The following is a 19,995-nucleotide window of genomic DNA, read 5'->3' as shown; positions in this document are numbered from 1 at the left end:
CATCATGTTAGACAATCTCCTGAAGTTTTCGATCCGGCGTCGCTGGTTCGTGATGCTCGGCGTGCTGGCCCTAGTCGGCATCGGCGTACATAGCTTGCTGAAACTGCCCATTGACGCCGTGCCCGACATCACCAATGTCCAGGTCCAAATCAACACGACTGCCGAGGGCTATTCGCCGCTCGAGGTCGAACAGCGCATTACTTTTCCGATCGAAACAGTGATGGCGGGCCTACCCAGGCTGGAGTCGACACGCTCGGTGTCCCGCTACGGCCTGTCGCAGGTGACGGTCACCTTCAAGGATGGCACCGACATTTACTTCGCACGGCAGCTTGTCAACGAACGGATCACCGCGGCACGCGAGCGCCTGCCGGGCAACGTCACACCCACAATGGGTCCGATCGCTACCGGCCTTGGCGAGATCTTCATGTACACGGTTAAGGCCAAGCCCGGCGCGCGCAAGGAGGACGGCTCAGTCTACACGCCCACCGACTTGCGCGAAGTCCAGGACTGGGTCATCCGCCCGCAGTTGCGCACCGTCAAGGGCGTAACGGAAGTCAACTCGGTCGGCGGCTTCGTCAAGCAATTCCACGTGACGCCGGACCTCACCAGGCTGGCTGGCGTCGGACTGACACTCGCCGACGTTTCCAAGGCGCTCGCCGAAAACAACGCGAACGTCGGTGCCGGCTACATCGAGCGCCAGGGTGAACAGTATCTTGTGCGCTCGCCCGGCCAAGTAGCCGGCCTCGATGAACTGGCTGCAATCGTGGTCGACACGCGCGGCGGCACGCCGATCCGCGTTGGGGATGTCGCCACGGTGCATCTGGGGCAGGAACTGCGCAATGGCGCGGCCACCGAGAATGGGCAGGAAGTGGTGCTGGGCACGGTCTTCATGCTGATCGGCGAGAATAGCCGTACCGTCGCGTCGGCCGCGGCGAAAAAGCTTGAAGAGATCAACGGCAGCCTTCCGGCCGGCATTGTCGCAGAACCGGTCTACGATCGCACGACGCTGGTGGACCGGACCATCAACACCGTCAGCAAGAACCTGCTCGAAGGCGCGGCGCTGGTCATCGCCGTGCTCTTCGTGCTGCTTGGCAATATGCGCGCGGCCATCATCACGGCACTGGTTATCCCCCTGTCGATGTTGTTCACGGTGACGGGCATGGCCAACAACAACATCAGCGCAAACCTGATGAGCCTTGGGGCGCTTGATTTCGGCATCATCATCGACGGTGCCATCGTCATCGTCGAAAACTGCATACGCCACCTGGCGGAGCGCCAACGCGCGCTGGGCCGCCCGCTGACACGCGAGGAGCGGTTCTCCGTGGTCTATGAAGCGTCGCGGGAAGCCCGCAAGGCCATTCTGTACGGCCAACTTATCATCATGGTCGTCTACCTGCCGATCTTCGCGCTGTCCGGGGTCGAAGGAAAAATGTTCCACCCGATGGCGATCACGGTCGTGCTCGCCCTGGCCGGGGCCATCATCCTGTCGATGGTCTTCGTGCCCGCCGCGGTCGCCATGACCATGGCGGGCGCGATCCGCGAGGGGGAGAGCAAGGCGTACGCGGCGGTTCGCAACTTCTACGCGCGCCAGTTGGACCGTGCCCTGAAGCGGCCAGTCATGGCCTTGACGATCGCCGGCCTGATGCTGGTAATCAGCGGCGCACTGGCCACGCGGATGGGCTCGGAGTTTATCCCGAGCCTGAACGAAGGCGACATCGCGCTGCACGCCTTGCGCATCCCGGGCACTAGCCTGTCGCAGGCGATTCAGATGCAGACGGCGCTGGAGAAACGCATCAAGGCCTTCCCCGAAGTGGACCGGGTCTTTGCCAAGATCGGTACGGCGGAGATCGCCACCGACCCGGTGCCGCCGAGCGTGGCCGACAACTTCGTCATCATGAAGCCCCAGTCGGAGTGGCCGGACCCAGGCAAACGCAAGGAGGTGCTGGTGGCCGAAATGGAGGCCGCGGTCAAGCGCATCCCTGGCAACAACTATGAGTTCACGCAGCCAATCCAGATGCGCTTCAACGAATTGTTGTCCGGCGTCCGTGCCGACGTGGCATTCAAGGTGTTTGGCGACGACATGGAAACGCTGGAAAGTCTTGGCAAACGGACCGAGGCGGTCCTGAAGTCGATCCCGGGCGCCGCAGACGTCAAGGCGGAACAATTGACGGGCCTGCCGATGCTGTCGATCACCTTCGACCGCCAGAAGCTGGCGCGCTATGGTATTTCTCAGGCCAGCGCACAGCGCATCGTCAATGCGGCAATCGGCGGCCAGACCAGCGGCACGCTGTTCGAAGGGGATCGCCGCTTCGATATCGTAGTACGCCTGCAGGAGCATGTCCGTACCGATCCGGAGCGGCTCCGCATGTTGCCCATCCCGATCGGCAACGGCGGCAACGGCAGCAATGCGGCTATCAACTTCATCACGCTCGGCGATGTTGCGACGCTTGAAGTCACGCAGGGTCCCAATCAGCTGAGTCGCGAAAACGGCAAACGGCGCGTCGTGGTCACCGCCAACGTCCGTGGACGCGATCTTGGCTCGTTCGTGCAGGATGCGCAGTCGCGCATGGCCAGCGAAGTTAAGCTGCCGGCTGGCTATTGGTCCGTCTGGGGCGGGCAGTATGAGCAGCTGCAATCCGCCTCGAACCGGCTCAAGATCGTGGTACCCGTTGCGCTTGGCCTGATCCTGCTGCTGCTGTATGGGATGTTCGCGAGCGTCAAGGACGGGCTGCTGGTCTTTACCGGCGTGCCGTTTGCCCTGACCGGTGGCGTCATTGCACTCTGGCTGCGCGATATCCCGTTCTCGATTTCCGCAGGCGTCGGCTTCATTGCACTGTCCGGAGTGGCGGTGCTGAATGGCCTGGTGATGGTCTCGTTCATCCGCCAGTTGCGCGAGGAGGGACGACCCGTTCCAGAAGCCGTGCGCGATGGTGCTCTGCTGCGCCTGCGCCCCGTGCTCTGCACAGCGCTGGTGGCATCGCTCGGTTTCATTCCAATGGCCATCGCAACCGGCGCTGGCGCCGAGGTGCAACGGCCGCTGGCCACGGTCGTGATCGGGGGTATCGTCTCGTCCACGCTGCTGACCTTGCTGGTGTTGCCGCTCTTGTACCGCTGGGCGTATAGCCGAAGCGCGAAACAACCGATACCCACGGGAAGCGAAGATCGGCAACTTGGGCGTACGCCTTCCTAGGCCACTTTCTGAAGTACTCATCGCACAAGGGGCGAAACTTTCCCCGCAAGGCAGTTAGGCTCGATCTTTCACAATCTGGAAGCGGGCGTCACTGCATCGACTTTTTTACGGTTTGGTACCCGATTCCGCCGTCTTTACCGCGATTACTGCAACTGCGACGAATGATCCGTGAAGATCGATACGTTGCCCCATAGGCCACGCGCCTGGACGGCTGGATGGCCATGGCGTGCCGCAGACCGGGGGCGCGGGGTTCAACTCGGGACAACCGCTGACTTCCAACTCAATCCTTACGTCGGCGCTCCGCGCCCGGTCACCGCGTCAAAGTCCCGGGTCGGCTGGCGCGCCGGTGGCGGCTCCCCGAGGACATTGTCGGTTATGGCTATGTCCAGCCCGTTGGTCGTTAGCCGCAGTACGGTAAGCTTGGCCTGGAGAAAGGTATCGACTTGCACGAGCCAGTTCTCGATCTCCTGCTCGCTGGCGCCGAGCACCTGCGCGGCAGCGGCTTTGGACAAGCCTTCTACACGACAGAACTCCAGGGCCCGGCGCCAGGACGTTGGCATCTCCGCAATGAGGGCCGTCGCGACCCGGCGCATCTCCTTGGCACTCACCTCCTCCTCGGGGATGCTGCCTCGCACCTACATTACGTCCTCAAGCCGCAGAACCTCGTCGGGCTGCCAATACTCGAACAGGATCTCGTCATCGGCTTCCTGGGTCTCCCATAGCTGGAAGCGAAGCCTGCCTTCCAGGGAAATCCCTCGGCCCTCTTCGGCCTGTCGACGCGTCACTTCCTCGGCTGACAGGGTGATCGCGATCTGGTAGAGCCAGGGGAGCCGCGCGAGCCGGCGCGGGAGCCGCGTCACGTTTTCGAAGGCGCGGGCCAGCGACTCGTCGATGACCTCGTCAACTTCGAGATCCCCCGGCAGGAGATCGCCGCTCGTCTGTAAATACGCGAGCTCACGCTGCACGAAGCGCTTGAGATCGGACAGTAACGAGCGCGCCACTCGTCCTCTTGGCGAAAATGCACGAGGTGGCTCGCACTGCTCCAGTTCTGCGAAGGACTGCTCGAGGGCTTTGCGAAGTTCGGGCGCCTGGCAGTCGGAGGCGAGTATGGTGCCCGGCAATCCCAGCCTAAGCCTAGCTCGATAGAGACGGTGGTGGCTACTTCGTTCCAGGGTCGCCCGCAACGGGGAGTTCCGAGGGAAAATGGGACAAATGCCGCTGGAGGTAGCGAGTCACGAGCTTACCCGATCAGGCCTTCCAGTCGGAATTGGAACGCTCGGGAATGTCCGGTAATGGATCGTCGTTCTCATGATGACCCTACACGTGCTCAAGTGGCCGCCTGGCGGCGGCGCGGGATCGTCAGCTTGAGCACGCCGTCCTGCAGGTCCGCCTCGATCTTCGACGCCTAAAGGTCGGAACTCAGCGAGAAAGCGCGTGCGAAGTGCGGCTGGCGAATTTCCGCGTGTCGCACCCGCAGCCCGGGAGGTGTGGGCACGACCGCTTCCGCCTCGATATGGAGGTTGCCGTCGTGGACATTGACCTCGAGCTTGTCCTTGGTCACACCCGGAAGGTCAGCCCACAGGGTGACACCACTGCTGTCCTCGACAATGTCGACCGCGGGGAGCAGGGTCATTGTCGGCGTTGACCTTTCCTCCTGGCTGTTTGCCACCGCGTTCTGGTCGCGGTCAACCACTTGGGTAGTCTCGTTCATGGCATTCTCCTGGCATTATTGGACCGTGATCGCCCGAGGCTTTGAGGCTTCCCGTTTGCCAACACTGATAGACAGGCAGCCGTTGACATAGCGCGCCTGGACTTTGTCCGGGTCGGCGCTCTGCGGCAGTTCGACACGCGCCGGAACGTGCCGACGAATCGCTCTTGCGCATACGGCCGAACCTCCGGATGCGCCGCTTCACGCTCGCCACTGATGGTCAGCAAGCCCTTGTCGATCGACACCTCAAACTTGTCCTGCTTGATGCCCGGTGCAAACGCGACAATCTGGATGGAGTCGTCCGTGGTGCCGATATTGACGGGCGGAAATGCCCCAAAGCGGCCGGAGCGGATGCCGGATGGGAAACCGCCGAATAAACTCGCCATCTGCCTTTGCATGCGGTCGAGTTCGCTGAAGAGGTCGGTTCCAAAGAAGAGATCACTCATGGTCGTATCCTCCTTAGACACAGCAAGGAGGCGAAGGGGCATACGCGCTCCCACCCGCCTGCCAAGCTGCTGGCAAACAAACAGAAACACGCAGCGCGCAACGTCGCGACTGCCTGAGCGAAAATAAAATAGTAAGCGCGCAGCCAAATTTCAAGGGGGAGACCTGCGGATTTTTCACGAAGGATGCCGGCTGTGGCTTCCTGGCCTGCGCAGGTTTGGGCATGCTCGCTAGGCGTGCCACCTCCGGCGGTGCTCCGCTCTCCATTTTTATGCCGTATGAGGCGCATCCATGGCGCCCCCAGGCCTAGTGGGAACAGCGTCGAGAGCCATGCCAGGGAACCCGATGCTAACCTTCGGCAAGACTCGTTGCTCATTGCGTCAACGGCCTGCCCCGAACATGCTGCTCACCTTAGGTGAGAGCGTCGACCGGCTCGCGCTACCGCGCAGAATCTCACTGGCGACGCGCTGGCTAGGTATCGTGGCGGGTGCCCTGCTCCCTCGCCGCTTTTGACCTGCTGGGGCAGTCCGTCCACGACATCCGCGACTGGGCCATCAGAAGCGCAAAGCGGCGCTGGGCGGCACGGCTGGCGGACACTCGGAACTGCACAATCGTTGGCAAGGGCGGGCTGGCGCTACCGGGTCATCGCATGTGGCGCAATCTGCCAAGCCCAGTCAAAACTTGGCATATCAAAGTAGCGCTATTAAGCTGGTCCTTACATGACCGAATACCTTCCCGCTGTAAGGAGAGCGCTTCTAAATGTCAATTGAAAAATATCGAGGTTGCATTGCAGAGGGATTTGCGAACCCGCGGGAAAACGGTAAGGTCGAGGCGGTAGGTCGCGTGAGCTTGGATTTCCAAACAATTAGAGAGGCCGACGTACTGGGCTACCATGAGACCAGCGACGGCGCGCAACTGCAAGGGATACTATGGGCTAGGTATGTTATTGACACGCTGCATGCTACCAATGCCGCTTCAGCTCGCGGTTGAGTACCGAGTCGTTCTTGGAGAGCAGACATGCGGATTTTGGACAATGCAGCTGTCGATAGCAGCCGGTCCAGTGAGTCACGGTTCATCGGGCCCGCAGCGCCCAAGCCTGTCGATACCCTCCCTGAAAATCGGATTTGTCCGTGGGGTTGACCGGGAGTGCCTGCGAAAGGCCTGCAATGCGCCAGTCGCTTAGAGTACACTGACTCGGGCGTGGGCGCCGGCGCGGCAAATCAGCGTGCCGGCGCCTCAGCCGGTGAACGGGCGCCAGTCGGGGGTGCTACGCGTTCTCCCCGGCCTGACCTAGCACTCACGGGGTATCGGGCTGCCGCAGAAAGCGGTAGGCCGTCGCATCCTCCGTGTTGAGGGACGACAACGGCCGTTCGCGCTCAATAATCGTCCGCGGGGTCAGACGCTCGGCCTCCTTGCGGTAAATCCGCTGGGTTGCCGGCGCTTCATGCAGCGCCAGCCATGCCTGCACGGCAGGCGTAATCGTTGTCCGCGTTGAGCGTGCAAGTCGCGCGCGGCGCGCGGAACTGCCCTTGCGAGCCGTCGACTTGCTGCAGCAGGCGCAGTGGCTCCCACGGAACTACCACGCCACGCGGGGATTGCGCGACCAGCGCCTGCGCCCGCTCGGTCAGCTGCTGATGCCTGGCAATGAAGACCTCCACCTGCCGCGCGCTGGCGACACCCAGTCCTGCCTTGGTGGCCCACCAGCGGCGCCGTCGCGGCACCCGCACGGTCCGCGCGCCGCCGCGCCCGCAGCGCGGCCACCGAGGCTGCACTGGGCTTGCAGGCCACGCGCGCCGTAGACTTCACTACGGCGGTGGGCATGCTCGCTGAGTTGGGCGATCTCTCTGCGATTCACGCATCCGCGCCAACCAATTGCCTGGCCAAGCCGGACCCCGCCGAACACTCATCGGTGAAACGGCTGCAACGCAGCAGTACGGCCTTAGAACGGCTGATTCATTGGGCGGACTTCTGAAATGTGGTAAACCGACCCGCGTAGATCGGCACGAGCCTTCGTCGAAATTTACTGTTACGTCTTTTGACCACTGAATTTCAACCGCCCGTACGACCCTCGTGTCAATCGAGATTGACAGGGGTCTGACATGTCCATGCTGTTCCCAGTTTCCAGCCTGAGAGTGATAAGGCGCGACGCGATATGCGAATTGTTGCTCAATCGCATTCGCAGGAGCAAATTTCAACAGCTTGTTAGAAAATTTCCCGATGCGCCACATAACTATCCGCGACGAATCTGCCTCGCTATAAGATGGTTTTATACTGCGGTTTATTCTCGCTCGCACTCGGCGATTTATGTCGGCTCCGTGAGCCGAACTGATGATTGATCCATGATCGCACCGGCCTTTCAACTATATAGTGGAGCAAGATCGAAAAAACTAGCGTGAGCGACAACAGAAGAAGCGCCTGCATCGCGCCTGGCATCGCAGCAATATCGGGCAGCCGGGATCTAACAAACATGAACAGGTGCTGCGGTATTCGCTGTACGATGTAGATGCAATACGAGATCTCGCCAAGAAATACTAGCGTCCTCATTGAGAGAACGCGAGTCAGAGCATCTTTCTCATACGAAAGTGAGAAGACCAGTCCGGCAGCCCCGGCGACAAAAATCGTATCTGCACCGAGCTTCACCCCAATCGCGCAAATGAGCAACGACAGCAACGCCCCCACTGCGCAACCGTCATAATTCGGTAGTGCTGCTCGTAAGCGGCAGACCAGGACACCTAAATAAAATTCGGGAATCAAGCGGGCAATGCCGCCGCTGAGCGATAGATGTTGAGGCGAGGTTGACTCTACCACGCCAAGCACTGTCAGAGCGACCCATGCCATCAGCACGATGCGCCCCCGATTAAGACGCGGAGCCATCAACAGGAACACGGGAAACCAAACATAGGCAAACCATTCGGCACTGACTGACCAGCCGACGTCGTTCCACCCCGTTATTCCCGCGTATCGCCATGCACTAAGCAGGGAAAGCCCCAGCATAAAGTCCGACAATGTATAGTTTGTGGACCCAACCAAATCCTTATGCAACGTCAAGTCGCGAATAACTACCGCGGCCGCAAATGCCAATAGACAGACGACATAGACAGGATAGATTCGCGCGATGCGCGCAACAATAAACTTCTTCAAGTCTAGGCGGCAGTTAGGCGATGGATCGTAGTTGTAAGCGAGAATGAAGCCACTCAGGATGAAAAATCCATCCACACCGAGATAGCCATGATCAACGAGCGAGCTCGTAAAGCCAATATTAATCAAGGTCCCGTCGTCACCATAGTCGTGGAACCAGTGTAGGCTTAATACCCAAAGCGCCAGAAACAGACGTAAGCTGGTGAGGGGCCTGAATTGACGCATCTCCGTTCCCTGAACAATGCTATTGATGTTTGTTGCCAGTCCTCACTAGCGTCTTCTTGTCATTTTATTAGCCTAAGGGGGGTCATCAGTCACGGGGCCGCCGCTGTCGGTAATCAACGAAAATGAGTGTTGTGCATTTTCGGGTTGCGTCAGCAAGACTTCCGTGCGGGCCCGCACAAACTGCGTATGTTGCTGCGATTGCGTTAGTTTACTTGCGATAATGTCTGGTCATCGCGCTAGCAACCGAGAATCCTGTCTAGTTAGTTTGTCCGAAACGCCAAACTGCACTTTTCGCAACTTCTATTTCATCGAGGGAGGGCAAGTTGGCGATTTTCAAACTCGGTTGTGTGCGCCATCATCGGAGTTTACTCTGCAAGCTTTGCCAGTTTCTTCAGGTTTTTCCGTGGTAGTCAATCATCCAAGGGGGATCTATGTGGGTTATCGCACACTAGAATCTTATGGCTTGCGCGTTACGGGTTACTCGTTCCGCTGTTTGGCATTTGCTGGAGTTCAATGAGCGTAAAAACGTCTGCAATGTCGGCGTCATCTTCCGGTCAGGTATCATTTCCTAAAATCGGCCTAACCAGTGTCTTGTGAAACCTAAAGGCAAGCTGCGTCTTGACCCGCTCGTTGCGCGTCTGCGCCGGAGCGCTGCCACCGTCTGACTGCGGCAGCGTAGAACATACGGCCCATGCAGAAGATGCCACTGTTGCAGGACGATGCCGCCGCTGTGATGATCCTGATGCCGGCCGGGCCGGAATGCCGACGTTAGCATTACCCCTCCACGAACGGACCGTTGAGACAGTACCGAACAAGCACCACTTCGACCAGGAACGGATTACCTGCAGATTTAGCATCGGTTACCGATCTTTTTTTTGCATATGGAAGAAGTAATCATGAGTATTAGGGACAAGCAAGCGGGTCAATGGGACGTAATAGTGGTGGGCGGAGGGCCAGCCGGACTCAATGCGGCGCTGATATTAGGGAGATGCCGAAGAAATATCATTCTCTTTGACGATGGAGCGCCGCGCAATGCCGTCTCGCATGCGTTGCACGGGTTTCTGAGCAGGGACGGTATTTCACCAACCGACTTGCGCGCCATTGCGCGGCAGCAAATTGCTGCGTACCCATCGGTCAGGTTTGTGAAGGCCCGGGTGATAGACGCCAGGCGCGCCGATACTGGCTTTTCGGTAACCACGCGCGATGGGCGCGTTTTTTTTGCGCGCAAACTGCTGCTAGCCGCCGGCGTGGTCGACAAATTACCGGAACAGCCGGGGTTTCGCGAACTCTACGGGACCGGGCTATTTCACTGTCCTTTTTGTGATGGCTGGGAGATGCGTGACCAGCCACTTGCTGTCTACGGTCGCGGAGACGACAAGGGGGGTGGACTGGCGCTAGAACTGATGCATTGGAGTAAAGACACAGTCCTGTGCACTGATGGGCCCTCGGAATTGAGCGCTGACCTTTGCAGACGTTTGGGTCAGCATGGGGTCGCCGTGCGGGAAGAAAAGATAGTGTGCCTTGATATTCGTAGCAAAGTCCCGTACCAAGCCTCCTTTGATATCGTTTTTGATTCAGGGGCCCGTTTGCCGCGGTCTGCCATTTTCTTCAACACTGGCAGGCAGCAGTCCACAGACCTCGCAGAGCGCCTCGGTTGCGATATGTACGCCCCCCAAGGTTGCATCATAGATAACGACCAGCAGATGACCCACGTACCCGGTTTGTACGTGGCAGGTGATGCCTCGCGCGACGTCCTACAGGCCGTCGTTGCTGCCGGGGAAGGCGTCCAAGCGGCCATTGGGATTCATACTGCGCTGCTCCGTGAAGATTTAGAATAGTGCCGTGTCAGTCCAAGTTCCGCCGAGCTTGCGACTGACGAAGCCAACACGCGAGGTGAGCCAATGCTGGTCCTTGCGTATGCCGGTTTGCCAGAGTGGCGGAAAACACAGCGGGAGTGCTTGTGGCGGTCCGCACGGCTCTCCCCTCGTTTCGCGCGCGCATACAAGACACATGGACCTGCCCCACTGCCAACTACGGTGCTTCCGCCGTGCTCGCAGGATCCGGCTGCCGGGCTAGCGCCGCCCGCACGACTGAGAATCTGCGCATAGCTTGGTTGGCAGGGCTTGAGCGGAAGGCGCGGCAGAACTCATCAAACGTCAGCGTGGTCACCGCATAGCCTGTGCGTTCGTTTCAGCGTGGCAGGTGCGAGCCTCAAGACAGCGTTGGCGCTGGTAAAGAAGACTGTTCGGCGCTTTGCCGCGGATCCCTTCTCCTGCCAGGGCCAACGGTTATCAGCGAAACTGCCAGTGTGAACGTCAAGGTGCGCCCGCTGAAGAATCTGCACGGCGCGCATCGCATTTGTTTCCACAAGCCAAAAAAAAGAGACTTGCTACGGCATGCGGTCTCCAGGCTCTGCACACTGGACAAGAGTTACAAAACCGAATTGCGCACACCAGATTGCCGGCCGTGAGTTGCTAGGGGGCACGCCGGCCTCGGGTACTGCCTGCAGCCGATCCAACCCGAACTGGCACACAGGATCCGGTTGCCTTCTCTGGCAAGTCATCGGCGCGATCATCGGCCCGTTCCGTTACAGGCAGTAACGCCTGTATAGCTTCGCTAAAACCCATTGGCTACAAACGGCATAAAGTGCGAATGAGACTTCACGAGCTATCGGGCGTCGCCAGTACCGCGAATGCGTCGTTGGCGCGACGATGATTAACGGATTTGACGTACGATGGGTTCGCGCCGAACCGATCCAGACCTGCTTCCTCCCGGAAGTCTTGCTCAGACCGCTGTCGTTTAGTAAGGAAACTGTAATGAAAACCCTTGCCCTCCTATTCACTGCAACCGCACTACTGGCTGGCTGTGTTGTGGCTCCATACGGCGGCGGCTACCACGGTGACTCGTCCTACTATGGAGGCCATGGCCAGCGCGGACATCACGGCCGCCACGGATATGATGACTAGCACTCGAGTAACGCTTAGCTATCGTCAGCACCACCGATATTCTCGCCCTCGAGGCTGCTAGAAGGCGTTCGCCAGCACCACGATCATTGCGCCTGGTGCCCCTGCGAGGCATGCGAGAAAGCTGGGCGAGGACTCCAATTCACGTTGGATGAAGGCATGCCTTGGATGCCCCTGCCGTAGCAAGACTGCCGTGCGATAGCTTGAGCGGATCGTGCGCGACCACCCGTCCGCGACCAGCCTGCTTTGCTGTATAGAGCGCTGCGTCGGCCAAGCGATACGCCGACTCAAAATTCTTTGCAGGCGGAAGGCCACACAGGCCGATGCTGAGAGACAGAGCGCCGCAGCGCGTCTGCATCGACGCGACTTCGGTGCGAATCCGCTCGGCCAGTTCGATGGCGTCGTCAATCTCGATATTCAGCAAAAGGATCGCGAATTCATCGCCACCAAGGCGGCCGACAAGGTCATTGCTCCGTGTATTGTCCCGCACAGCCTTGCCAATGCTGGCGAGTACCTCATCGCCTTGCTGGTGACCGAACGTATCGTTGACAGTCTTGAAGTGGTCCACATCAAGCAGGAGGAGCGTCAAGGGGTGCTGTTGTCGTTGTGCCGTGGCAATTGCCGCGTGCACCTGAATCTCGAAATACGACCGTGACATGACGCCGGTTTGAAGATCAAAGTTGGCGCGTCGTTCAATATCCTGGTGGGCAGCGCGCAGCCGCTGTTCGGTCCGGTGTTGGATCAGATAAAGGACGCAGCAGACGCGCAGAAATGCGGCAAATACGGCGGTGAATGTTTGCAGCGGTAGCCAAACGTCTTGCTGCCACGATGTCACGGTATCCATGCGGCGAAGGATATGAAACATGCGTGCGAAGAGCGCTGCCGCCACCAGCAAGGTAGCGAACAGCAGCAGGCTCTGCACGAAGCGCAGACCGGCGCCACGCAGGCTCAGCACGTATGCCAGAAAAAGCGCGAGCTGGATCAGAAAAGCGACCGAAAACCCAATAACGCGCTGTGCGTAGGTCCATCCTTCGCTCCAAGTCAGAGCCCAACCAATGAAGGCAAGGCCGGCGATCAACCACCGCGTAGTCAGGCCGGGCCAGATGTCGTCTCGCAAAAATGCCCGCAATCCGGATTCGATTGTCGGCATATTGCAGAAAATCAGAAAATTCGATCCGACCAGAATTAGCCACGGCGGCAGCTTGCCCCAGGCGAGTAACAGCAGCGATGCGATGGAAAGTTGCAGACCATCGAGGACCCACCAACCCAATCCCATGTCGGGGCGTTTCTTGCGCCAAAAATTAGCCAAAATACCGGCCAGCATGGCGTGCGAAGCAAAGGCGAAAACGTAACTCGTCCGGATATCCAAAGAAGTCATCAAATCGGCGTTCATTCAGGAGCCCGTGGCGAAATTTTGTGACGGCGCATTTCAATCTGAAAGGGCTCCGAATGCAAGCAATTAATCACCTAGGGCAACCAAAGTCGGCGGGGGCTCGATATGTCTAAACGCTTGGCTCAGGTTCGGACTTGTCTTTTGCCCAAGCCATCGGTTTCAGACGCGACTAGTCACCCCACCGTGTACTTCATATGTGCGTCGCAAAGCTCATTTTTTCACCCAGTCGGGCCAAGGAGTTTGTTGCCAACTGCCTCTTTGTAAATGATAATGCGTCGCATTTTTATACAAATAGCGGGTCATTAAAAGCAGCAGCAGGGACATGAACAGCAAAATGAGAACAAAACTTCACCCGATTTGCGCCGCGGTAGCCGCGAGCTTCCTTTTTCCCCCGATGCTGGCGCGAGCCGAGACCGTGCCGGCGCCGTCGGCGCAGTTGCCGGAGGTCATCGTCAAAGTCGACGTGAGCCGGGAGCTTGGCGAGGGGTACAACCCGCCCAATGCCGTCAGCGCGACCAAGACCGAAGCGCCGCTGCGCGATGTCCCGCAGACCGTCAACGTGGTCACCGCGGACGTGATGCGCGACCAGCACGCCACGTCGATGCAGGATGCGCTGAAGAACGTGCCGGGCGTGTCGTTCTCGCATGGCGACGGCCAGCGCGACCAGGTCTCGATCCGCGGCTTTACCGCGATCGCCGACCAGTTCGTCGATGGCATCCGCGATGACGCACTGTACTTCCGCGACCTGTCCAACGTGGACCGCGTCGAAGTGATCAAGGGCCCGGCGGCGGTGCTGTATGGCCGCGGCTCGGCCGGCGGCCTGATCAACCGCGTTACCAAGAAGCCCGGCATCGACGTCACCGACTTCGCGCTGAGCTACGGCATGTGGGCCGACCGCCGCGCCGAGGCCGACGTCGGCCGCGTGTTCGCCGATGGCGCCGCCGCGTTCCGCATCACTGGCGCCGTGGAAAAGGCCAACAGCTACCGCTCGCAGCAGTTCCTGGACCGCAAGGCGATCGCGCCGTCGCTCGAGCTGCGCGTAGCGCCCGAGACCACCGTGCTGTTCCAGGCCGACTACCTGGAAGACCGCCGCGTTACCGACTTCGGCATCCCGGCCTACCAGGGCCGCCCGGTCGACGTGCCGGCCTCGCGCTACTACGGCGCGGCCAATGCGCGCGATGCCGACTATTCGCAGTCACGCGTGTTCTCCGGCACCGCCACGATCAATCACCGCTTCAATGAGAACTGGTCGATCCGCAACGCCACGCGCTACTATCACTATTCGCTGGATCGCAACAACACACTGACCAGCGCCGTCAACGAAGCGGCGCGCACGCTAACCATGAACCACGGCAATGTCCGCCGCGAGGAACATGGCTGGTTCAACCAGACCGACCTGACCCAGAAGGCGACCTTCCTGGGCATGGAGCACGAAATCCTGTATGGCATGGAGATCGGGCAACAGAACAAGGACCAGGTCAACAACACCAAGCCGGTGCTGGGGGCCAACGGCCGCCCCGCGGTGTTCGACCTGTTCAACCCGGTGCTGATGACGCTGCCGCTGAAGGCACCGGGTTCGCCGACCACGTCGAACCTGGGCGTCTTCGACACCCTGGCGTTCTACACCCAGGACATGATCAAGTTCAGCGAGCAGTGGAAGGCGCTGATCGGGGTGCGCTACGACAACTTCCAGCAGGAGACCAAGAACCGGATCGCCGGCCAGCGCGACCTGTCGCGCACCGACACCGCCTGGAGCCCGCGCGCAGGCCTGGTGTGGCAGCCGTCGAAGGCGCAGTCGTACTACGTGTCGTGGAGCAAGTCGTTCCAGCCGTCGGGCGAGGCCTTTGCGCTGGCGGCCAACAACGCCGACCTGGCACCGGAGACCACCAACAACACCGAAGTCGGCGCCAAGTATGACTGGCTGAACGGCAAGGCCAGCACCACGATCTCGGTGTTCCGCCTGGAGCGCAGCAATATCAAGGTGGCCAACGCCACCAACACGGCACTGCTGCCGATCGGCGAGCAGCGCACCGACGGCGTAGAGCTCTCCGGCGCGGCCGAGCTGGGCGGCGGCTGGCGCATGCTGGCAGGCTACGCCTACCTGGATGCCACCATCACCAAGTCCACCGCCGCGCTGCAAGGCAAGCGCGCCACCATCACGCCGCGCCACTCGGGCAACGCTTGGGTGACCAAGGACCTGGGCCACGGCTTCGGCGTGGGCGCCGGCGTCAACCTGGTGGGCGCGCGCTATGCCGATCCGCTCAACACCGTGACGCTGCCCGGCTACGTCACTGCCGATGCCATGGCCTGGTACCGCCGCGGCGCCTTCGAGGCGCAGCTGAACGTGTACAACCTGTTCGACAAGGGTTATATCGTCTCAGCGCATGGCACTAACCCCAACCTGAACATGCCGGGTGCGCCGCGCAGCGTGATGGCAACGCTGCGGTACCGGATGTAAGCGCCACGAACCCCGCGGGCTCGGCCTGCGTGGTTCCCTTTTTGATGCGGCCGTCAAGCTGTACTGGCAACTGCGTCATCGTTGATGCGGGGATGAGCTTACCTGCTTGCGATTTCCTAGCCATCTCATGTTCGCAAAAAGGCGATCCTTCTAAAAACCGGTCGTCTGTCCTGCGAGCGAACTTGAATGCCATCAAGCGACCTCGTGGTCGGCTTGCGAAAGCATCCTGTTGTTGGCTTATGCTTGGATCAGAAAGCGCTCTGGTCGCTTTCCAAGCCATGCAGGCGTTCGACCGCGCCCAGACCAGGTCTTTCCTGTTTTGGGATCCCTAAGCATGTGGTGTACGTGACGGACTGGAATGATGCACGCCGCGTGCCGGCGGTGGACGGTCCGTTCACCCTGGACGATTGCGTGGCAGAGCTGAGACAGGTATTCGCCATGTTGGCGTGGAACAGCTGCACGTGCTGGCTATTTGCCAGGCGTCCGTACCGGCGCTGGCAGCCGTTTCGTTGCTGGTGGTTGTGGCTGTCGCGTGCCAACACGTCCGCCGGGCGCCTCTGGCGCGAAGCGCAGCAGACGGCAGAATGGACGGTCCAGTGCCACATCCTCGACCACAGTGATCTCATGGCCTTCATGGTTGACCGCACTGATGCCGAAGGCGGGCTTCTGATAGGCCTTACCAAAACGGTTCAGCATGTCCCAGCCGGCGGCAAAACACGACGCAGCGGGGAACGGCAACCAGGGACTGCCCGGCTCGATCCACGCGCTTGCGACTGTCTCCGCCCACGCCGTCCACGGTGCAAACAGCGAGCGCTGATATTCAATGAATGGATTCAGCATGTGAGCTCCCCAACGAGGGCCAGTTAGCACCGCTGCCAAGTCTGACCTCGCTAACGTCTTCCGAGGCAGGCATGACATCCGGCGCGACACGCTGCAACCACCGCGCCCCTTGGCATGGACAGCAGGCAACAGGTCACCATCACTGCGCGCACAGGTCGACTGCACACACTTCAATATATGCCGGCACAGCATCGCGACAAGGCCAGCCAGGGGCGCGCATTAATCGAAGCTATGACTGCATAGGCCCGACGAGCGCCCTGCACTCGTCAGCGCTTCGCGGTATGTGGGGCCCGCTCGACCGCTTGCTGTGCCGCAGCCGCGAGCACGTTTCGTTCAGCTGCCTCTACTTTTTTGTGTCGCGGTCTGGTACCACATCCCACACCAATTGTTGGTGCGGGTGATCACCGAGGCCATAGTGCCCCCGGCGGCCTCCGATCCCAACGGCGCGCTGTTCGCGAGCAGGCAGGTAACGGTGATCGCCCGGCCCATGGATTGCGCCAATCAAGCTCCTGACCTGACGCTGAGTCCCCTGCCTGCGGGTCCTGTCGTCTGCGCGCGTGCCCGCGTGAGAACGATGCAGAGCGCAGCCGCGTCGCCCCGAGATACCTGGCAAACATCAATCGACTACTGGCGCAGGAACAGTTTGCTTCGTGACCAGATTGTAATGTATGAGTAACGATATCGTCGGCATGGGCGCAATAGAGTGATTCAGGCTAAAATCTTTTCATCGTGCTGGAGCCAATCATGGCCACGAAGAAAATTATCACCGCTACCGCGCGGTTACTGTTGGCATGGAGCGCTGACAAGCGGCTGGGTGATGGTGGCGGCAATTGGCTCGAGCATGTTCGTGAACAAAAACTTGCGTCGATGATGCCGGCGAACCAGACGCCCGCCCTATTTGGAGGCCCAGCTTCCCTCGACAGAGCTGCCCGAGCCATTACTGCTGACAGCAGATATGAAGTATCTCCGGGTCGGCTCAGGAGAAACCATTGCATTACGCGCGGGCAAAAGACGGTGGACGTTGCTGGAGGCGATCGGCGACCGGTCGGTTGACATGAGCTTCATGTTCCCGGACCTCCCGGAAACGAAGGCTTCATTGTCATCATTGAACCGAGTACCCTATTTAGGAGACACTAGTCCCTGTACCGGCCATCCGGTAAGCGAGGGTCCGGTGCTGTGGTCAATTCCAGGAACCGCGCTGTGTCTGTGTATGAGGGGGGAGTGAAGTTCGTTATGATGAGGACATCATTACCTATCGCGCTAATTGGCTTGGCGACCATGTACAGCGTTGCGGCCCATACGCAGCCCTCTCCAAGCAAGCCGACTAGCGGGGTGCCAAGTTCTGCGCCTGCAGCAAGGCCCCGCGTGGGACAGCACATGAGCCCGCGGGCAGCCGACGTAAAGGATGTCACGCCGGCACAGCCGGCACAAAGCGCGGGGCGGCCGAGCATGCCATCCCCGGAAGCCGCCAAGCCATATCTGCTGCCAGAAAACAAATAACGCGCGTTTCGCCGTGATGACGCTGGAGCTGAGATACGCTAGGAAAAAGAGGGTTGGAGCTTGCGATGGATGAGACCGTGACGCATCCTCCCGCTATCCCAGGGTCTGGCAGGTTCGCCGCAGGCGTCTCAGCTGGATCCGATTGTGCGCGGTCATACCCGGGCGCTGCGCTCGACCGGCCGGCGCCGCCGATCGACCAGTTCCTGCACGCGACCATTGCCCGCGCCACCGGCGGCGTTTCGCCGGCCGCGCTGTGGCTGGCGTGGCTGGATTGGGCCTGGCACCTGACCGGCTCGCCAGGTAAGCAGATGGCACTGTTCCACCGCGTCGCGCAACCAGCCGGCCTTACAGGCCGGCCCTCGCCCCCCGTTGAGCCAGACGACCCGCGCTTCGCCCATCCGGAGTGGGATCGCTGGCCGTTCCATCTGTTGCGTGACATGTTTTTGCAAGCCGAGGCGTTTTGGCAGGAAGCGACCACCGACCTGCGCGGCGTCTCTCCACACCATGAACGTGTCGTCAGTTTTTCGGCCCGGCAATGGACCGACATGCTGTCGCCGAGCAACTGTTGGTGGCTGAACCCCGAAGTGCTGCGGACGCTGGCCGAGACGGGTGGACGCAACTTCCTCGCAGGCGCTTGCCATTGGCTGGACGACCAGCATGACATCTTCGCTGGCCGCGTCCTGCATACCTCCCGGGGGCGATGCGGCCCCCATTGTGTCGGGCGAGACGTCGCGATCACGCCCGGTAAGGTCGTCTATCGCAATGCCTTGATCGAGCTGATCCAGTACGCGCCGCAGACCGCGACCGTCTGGCACGAGCCGGTGCTGATCGTTCCCTCGTGGCTCTTGAAGTATTACGTGCTGGACCTGTCGCCTCACAATTCGCTTGTACGCTATCTGGTTAAGCGGGGGCATACGGTTTTCCTGATCTCGTGGAAAAATCCGCATGAGGAGGCGCGCGACCTCGGCATGAATGACTACCTCGAACTGGGCCTGCTTGATGCCCTGGCGCAGGTGCGCAGCATTTTTGGCGGGATATCGGTCCATGCGGCCGGCTACTGCCTCGGCGGCACATTGTTGGCGATCGGCGCAGCGGCACTTGGCCGCGACATCGAGTCCACATCGCCCCCCTTCAAGACGATCACGCTGTTCGCCGCGCAGACCGACTTCAGCGAGCCGGGTGAACTCGGCCTATTCATCGATGCGAGCGAACTTGCCTACCTCGACGCGCTGATGTGGGAGCAAGGCTATCTGGATGGGGCCCAGATGGCGGCCGCCTTCCAGTTGCTGCACTCGCGCGATCTAATCTGGTCCCGATTGACGCGCGAATACCTCCTGGGCCAGCGCACCGAGCAGACCGATCTGATGGCCTGGAATGCCGATACCACGCGCTTGCCTTACCGCATGCATAGTGAAAATCTGCAATGGCTGTATGTGCACAATGATCTGGCCGAGAGCAGGTACTGCGTGAAGGGCCGGCCGGTGTCACTCGCCGATCTCAAGCAGCCCATCTTTGTCATCGGCACCGAACGGGATCACGTGTCACCTTGGCGCTCCGTGTACAAACTCCACCTGTTGACCCGTACTGAAGTCAGTTTTCTTCTCGCCTCAGGCGGACACAATGCGGGCATCGTCTCCGAACCTGGGCATGCCGGACGTCGCTATCGCTTCAGCACACGGCCCAAGGACGGCCCCTCTTTGAATCCGAACGAATGGTTCGCGCAGACACCGGTCTGCGAAGGTTCCTGGTGGCCGTGCTGGCACCAGTGGCTGGCCGCACACTCCAGCGAAAAATGCCCCCCGCCGGTGTTAGGTGGGGGCACCGTGCTGGAAGATGCTCCGGGCACTTACGTACTCGCACCCTGAGTCCCCCCATGCCAATTGACCCGCCTCATCGAGCACCAGGCGTAACCAAATGCGACTGAGCATTTCGAAGATCCACTGCGCCGGCCGCGATGTATCAGCGCGGCCTTGCGTTCGATACGCGTTGTCGGCATGGCGGTTGTAGGTCCTCTTGCGTTGTCTGAAATGAGGAAAGCCTACTCTGCTGCAATCAACAAGGGGTCGTCTCAGAAAACGGAAAATAAAGCACGCTAAGGCATAGCCGAACCTGCCAAGCTTGCTCCACCCTGTAGTG

11 protein-coding genes and 5 pseudogenes are annotated in these 19,995 nt (G+C 60.2%); 7 read left to right on the top strand and 9 right to left on the bottom strand.

Going from position 1 to position 19,995, the window contains the following annotated elements; translation table 11 throughout:
• Nucleotides 1-4: 4 nt before the first annotated feature.
• The gene (locus tag AC1Q6V_RS32070) at nucleotides 5-3,190 is read left to right on the top strand and encodes an efflux RND transporter permease subunit (protein ID WP_492344761.1); all 3,186 of its coding nucleotides are present in this window, start codon (nucleotides 5-7) and stop codon (nucleotides 3,188-3,190) included.
• A 287-nt stretch (nucleotides 3,191-3,477) separates the two neighbouring features.
• Here AC1Q6V_RS32070 and AC1Q6V_RS32065 read toward each other — a convergent pair whose 3' ends face one another.
• The 4 genes and pseudogenes from AC1Q6V_RS32065 to AC1Q6V_RS32050 all read right to left on the bottom strand — a co-directional run bounded on the left by AC1Q6V_RS32065 (nucleotide 3,478) and on the right by AC1Q6V_RS32050 (nucleotide 5,344).
• Complete coding sequence (locus tag AC1Q6V_RS32065) at nucleotides 3,478-3,798, bottom strand: sigma factor-like helix-turn-helix DNA-binding protein (RefSeq protein ID WP_147316276.1); 321 nt, start codon at nucleotides 3,796-3,798, stop codon at nucleotides 3,478-3,480.
• A gap of 27 nt (nucleotides 3,799-3,825) precedes the next feature.
• Nucleotides 3,826-4,191, bottom strand: a complete 366-nt coding sequence (locus tag AC1Q6V_RS32060) for a hypothetical protein (protein ID WP_116322088.1) — start codon at nucleotides 4,189-4,191, stop codon at nucleotides 3,826-3,828.
• Between the two features lie 326 nt (nucleotides 4,192-4,517).
• A pseudogene (locus tag AC1Q6V_RS32055) lies at nucleotides 4,518-4,901 on the bottom strand (Hsp20/alpha crystallin family protein).
• 15 nt (nucleotides 4,902-4,916) lie between these two features.
• Nucleotides 4,917-5,344 (bottom strand): annotated as a pseudogene (locus tag AC1Q6V_RS32050) (Hsp20/alpha crystallin family protein).
• Between the two features lie 757 nt (nucleotides 5,345-6,101).
• Between AC1Q6V_RS32050 and AC1Q6V_RS32045 the strand changes: the two are divergent.
• Nucleotides 6,102-6,332 carry a hypothetical protein gene (locus tag AC1Q6V_RS32045; protein ID WP_492344762.1) on the top strand — a complete coding sequence of 77 codons (231 nt, stop codon included), beginning with the start codon at nucleotides 6,102-6,104 and terminating at the stop codon, nucleotides 6,330-6,332.
• Between the two features lie 303 nt (nucleotides 6,333-6,635).
• Here AC1Q6V_RS32045 and AC1Q6V_RS32040 read toward each other — a convergent pair.
• Nucleotides 6,636-7,078: pseudogene (locus tag AC1Q6V_RS32040) on the bottom strand (phage integrase family protein); the annotation flags it as partial.
• 29 nt (nucleotides 7,079-7,107) lie between these two features.
• Here AC1Q6V_RS32040 and AC1Q6V_RS32035 point away from each other — a divergent pair.
• Nucleotides 7,108-7,275 (top strand): annotated as a pseudogene (locus AC1Q6V_RS32035) (transposase); the annotation flags it as partial.
• A gap of 320 nt (nucleotides 7,276-7,595) precedes the next feature.
• On the opposite strand, the gene AC1Q6V_RS32030 reads toward AC1Q6V_RS32035, so the two are convergent.
• Nucleotides 7,596-8,705: an acyltransferase family protein gene (locus AC1Q6V_RS32030; protein ID WP_492344763.1), complete on the bottom strand. Its 1,110-nt coding sequence runs from the start codon at nucleotides 8,703-8,705 to the stop codon at nucleotides 7,596-7,598.
• 896 nt (nucleotides 8,706-9,601) lie between these two features.
• Here AC1Q6V_RS32030 and AC1Q6V_RS32025 point away from each other — a divergent pair.
• Entirely contained in the window at nucleotides 9,602-10,543 is a 942-nt protein-coding gene (locus AC1Q6V_RS32025; RefSeq protein WP_492344764.1) for an NAD(P)/FAD-dependent oxidoreductase, read from the top strand.
• Between the two features lie 1,267 nt (nucleotides 10,544-11,810).
• Here the strand turns inward: AC1Q6V_RS32025 and AC1Q6V_RS32020 are convergent.
• Nucleotides 11,811-13,061: a GGDEF domain-containing protein gene (locus AC1Q6V_RS32020; RefSeq protein ID WP_492344765.1), complete on the bottom strand. Its 1,251-nt coding sequence runs from the start codon at nucleotides 13,059-13,061 to the stop codon at nucleotides 11,811-11,813.
• A gap of 334 nt (nucleotides 13,062-13,395) precedes the next feature.
• Between AC1Q6V_RS32020 and AC1Q6V_RS32015 the strand changes: the two genes are divergently transcribed.
• Nucleotides 13,396-15,519, top strand: a complete 2,124-nt coding sequence (locus tag AC1Q6V_RS32015) for a TonB-dependent receptor (protein WP_439673201.1) — start codon at nucleotides 13,396-13,398, stop codon at nucleotides 15,517-15,519.
• 237 nt (nucleotides 15,520-15,756) lie between these two features.
• On the opposite strand, the pseudogene AC1Q6V_RS32010 reads toward AC1Q6V_RS32015, so the two are convergent.
• Both AC1Q6V_RS32010 and AC1Q6V_RS32005 read right to left on the bottom strand, forming a co-directional pair.
• Nucleotides 15,757-15,846 (bottom strand): annotated as a pseudogene (locus tag AC1Q6V_RS32010) (H-NS family nucleoid-associated regulatory protein); the annotation flags it as partial.
• Nucleotides 15,847-15,987: 141 nt separating this feature from the next.
• Nucleotides 15,988-16,359, bottom strand: coding sequence for a hypothetical protein (locus AC1Q6V_RS32005; RefSeq protein ID WP_439673200.1), 372 nt, complete (start codon nucleotides 16,357-16,359; stop codon nucleotides 15,988-15,990).
• Nucleotides 16,360-17,103: 744 nt separating this feature from the next.
• Between AC1Q6V_RS32005 and AC1Q6V_RS32000 the strand changes: the two genes are divergently transcribed.
• Nucleotides 17,104-17,412, top strand: a complete 309-nt coding sequence (locus tag AC1Q6V_RS32000; RefSeq protein WP_199414674.1) for a hypothetical protein — start codon at nucleotides 17,104-17,106, stop codon at nucleotides 17,410-17,412.
• Between the two features lie 512 nt (nucleotides 17,413-17,924).
• Nucleotides 17,925-19,724: a PHA/PHB synthase family protein gene (locus tag AC1Q6V_RS31995; protein WP_439673199.1), complete on the top strand. Its 1,800-nt coding sequence runs from the start codon at nucleotides 17,925-17,927 to the stop codon at nucleotides 19,722-19,724.
• The last annotated feature ends 271 nt before the right edge of the window (nucleotides 19,725-19,995 follow it).

It is taken from the genome of Cupriavidus sp. GW823-FHT07B10 (assembly GCF_058794355.1).
This window is presented reverse-complemented; position numbering and strand designations above follow the sequence as displayed.

What these genes read in the sequence shown, in the direction of transcription:
- AC1Q6V_RS32070 (WP_492344761.1), top strand. Translation starts at nt 5, where the DNA reads ATGTTAGACAATCTCCTGAAGTTTTCGATCCGGCGTCGCTGGTTCGTG.
- AC1Q6V_RS32045 (WP_492344762.1), top strand. Translation starts at nt 6,102, where the DNA reads ATGTCAATTGAAAAATATCGAGGTTGCATTGCAGAGGGATTTGCGAAC.
- AC1Q6V_RS32030 (WP_492344763.1), bottom strand. Translation starts at nt 8,705, where the DNA reads ATGCGTCAATTCAGGCCCCTCACCAGCTTACGTCTGTTTCTGGCGCTT.
- AC1Q6V_RS32025 (WP_492344764.1), top strand. Translation starts at nt 9,602, where the DNA reads ATGAGTATTAGGGACAAGCAAGCGGGTCAATGGGACGTAATAGTGGTG.
- AC1Q6V_RS32020 (WP_492344765.1), bottom strand. Translation starts at nt 13,061, where the DNA reads ATGAACGCCGATTTGATGACTTCTTTGGATATCCGGACGAGTTACGTT.
- AC1Q6V_RS32015 (WP_439673201.1), top strand. Translation starts at nt 13,396, where the DNA reads ATGAGAACAAAACTTCACCCGATTTGCGCCGCGGTAGCCGCGAGCTTC.
- AC1Q6V_RS32005 (WP_439673200.1), bottom strand. Translation starts at nt 16,359, where the DNA reads ATGCTGAATCCATTCATTGAATATCAGCGCTCGCTGTTTGCACCGTGG.
- AC1Q6V_RS32000 (WP_199414674.1), top strand. Translation starts at nt 17,104, where the DNA reads ATGGCCACGAAGAAAATTATCACCGCTACCGCGCGGTTACTGTTGGCA.
- AC1Q6V_RS31995 (WP_439673199.1), top strand. Translation starts at nt 17,925, where the DNA reads ATGGATGAGACCGTGACGCATCCTCCCGCTATCCCAGGGTCTGGCAGG.